At 71.3% G+C, this 1,902-nt stretch carries 1 protein-coding gene and 1 pseudogene; one reads left to right on the forward strand and one right to left on the reverse strand.

Going from position 1 to position 1,902, the window contains the following annotated elements; all coding sequences use genetic code 11:
* Positions 1 to 72: 72 nt before the first annotated feature.
* Complete coding sequence (locus AB0M20_RS40920; protein WP_364306635.1) at positions 73 to 1,368, reverse strand: DUF1343 domain-containing protein; 1,296 nt, start codon at positions 1,366 to 1,368, stop codon at positions 73 to 75.
* Positions 1,369 to 1,477: 109 nt separating this feature from the next.
* On the opposite strand from AB0M20_RS40920, the pseudogene AB0M20_RS40925 reads away from it, so the two are divergent.
* A pseudogene (locus tag AB0M20_RS40925) lies at positions 1,478 to 1,902 on the forward strand (hypothetical protein); the annotation flags it as partial.

Consider the following 1,902-nt stretch of genomic DNA (forward strand, 5'->3'; position numbering starts at 1 on the left):
GGCCGCCGCGCTCGCGATCGCCCGGCTGACCGGCGGGCCGGTTCCCGCCGGCGTGCACGCCCGGCTGACCGGTCACGAACCGATCCTCGAGTAGAGCAGGTAGCGCTTGCGCCGCGCGTCGAACTCGGCCAGCTCCACACGCCACGCGCCGACCACCTCGTCGGCGTCCGCACCGGCGTCGATCATCGTGCGCAGCCGGGAGGAGCCCGTGAGCTTGTCGATCCAATAGGGATTGACCGGGACGTTGTCGCGGCGCCACGCGAAGGCGGGAAACTTGCGCGCCTCCACCAGCATCGTGACCGCGACCCGGATCGGGTCGTACGCGGCCTGATCGGTGACCTTGACCTCGATGCCGGCGCACTGCTGACCGACGAACCGGCTGAAGGCCGGCACGAAATACGCCTCGCGGAACTCGGCGCCCGGCAGGTTGTGCGCGGCCACCGCGTCGACCCAGTGGTAGTCGAAATCCGGCCCGCCGATCAGCTCGAACGGCCGGGTGGTGCCGCGGCCCTCGGTGATCGTGGCGGTCCCCTCGAACATGCCGGTGCCCGGGTAGACCACCGCGGTGTCCGGTGTCGGCATGTTCGGGCTCGGCAGCACCCACGGCACGTCGGTGTCGCCGGCCCGCAACCGGCCGATCCAGCCCTGGCAGGCGATCACCTCGAGCTCCACCGGGCGGCCCGCGGCGGCCGGGAGGAACTCGCCGTTGAAGAAACGGGCCAGCTCGCCGACCGTCATGCCGTGCTGCTGGACGATCTCCTTCTTGCCCACCCAGGTGGTCAGGGGTGTGGTCATCATCGGCCCGTACGCGCGCCCGCCGATCGGGTTGGGCCGGTCCAGCACCACGTAACGCAGGCCCAGCCGGGCCGCGGCGACCATCGACTCGTACATCGTCCAGATGTAGGTGTAGAAGCGGCAGCCGACGTCCTGGATGTCGAACACCACGGTCCGCACCCCGGCCGCGGTGAACATCTCGGCGAACTTCGGCGCCTCCGCCAGATACGCGTCGTACACGGTCAGGCCGGTGCGGGCGTCGATCCCGGTGCCCTCGCTCCCGCCGGCCTGGGCCGACCCGCGGAAGCCGTGCTCGGGCCCGAACACGCCGCCGATCGTGACGCCGTCGGCGTGCATCCGATCCACCAGATGTCGATAGTCCCGGTCCACACCGGTCGGGTTGGAGATGACGCCGATCCGCTCGCCGCGCACGGCGGCCCAGTCCTGAGCGGCCAGCCGGTCCATCCCGGTGCGCACCGGGATGCGCGGGAGGAGGCCGGGCTTCGCCTCGGCAGAGGTGGACAACGTGGCCGCGCCGGCGATCCCGGCCGCACCTGCGGCGAGGAGGCGGCGCCTTTCGATTCGGTACCGCATGGCGCCGAACGTACCCGGGTCACGGAGCGGTGGCAATAACCTTCCAACCTCTTGAAAGTGCCGAAGGAAAGCTTCATTCTACGGATCGAGGCATGGAGAGGTGTTGATGATGAGGTCATGGCTGGTCCCCCTCTGCGTGGTCGCCTGCCTCCTGCCGGCGGCCCCCGCGGCGGCGGGCACCCGCATGGCTGACAGCGGGACGCCGCCGGCCGTGACCCCCGACGAGATCCGGTTCAGCCGCGACACCCTGCGCGTCGGCACCGCGCGGCAGGCCGGCCTGCTGCCGGACAAGGTCGCCGAGCTGCGTACGGTCGCCGAGGCGTACCTGGCGCCCACGCCGGACCACCTGAACCACCCCAGCTCACCCGGCGCGGTCGTGCTGGCCGCGCGCAACGGCATCGTGGTGCAGAGGTTCGCGATCGGCGACGCGGTCCGGTACGCCTCGCCGACCGCCGAGCTTCCCCCCGAGCAGCGCATCCCGGCCCGCGTCGACACGCTCTACGACCTCGCCTCGGTGTCCAAGCTGTTCACCAC

The sequence above is a fragment of the Actinoplanes sp. NPDC051633 genome, assembly GCF_040681735.1.
Classification (GTDB): Bacteria; Actinomycetota; Actinomycetes; order Mycobacteriales; family Micromonosporaceae; genus Actinoplanes.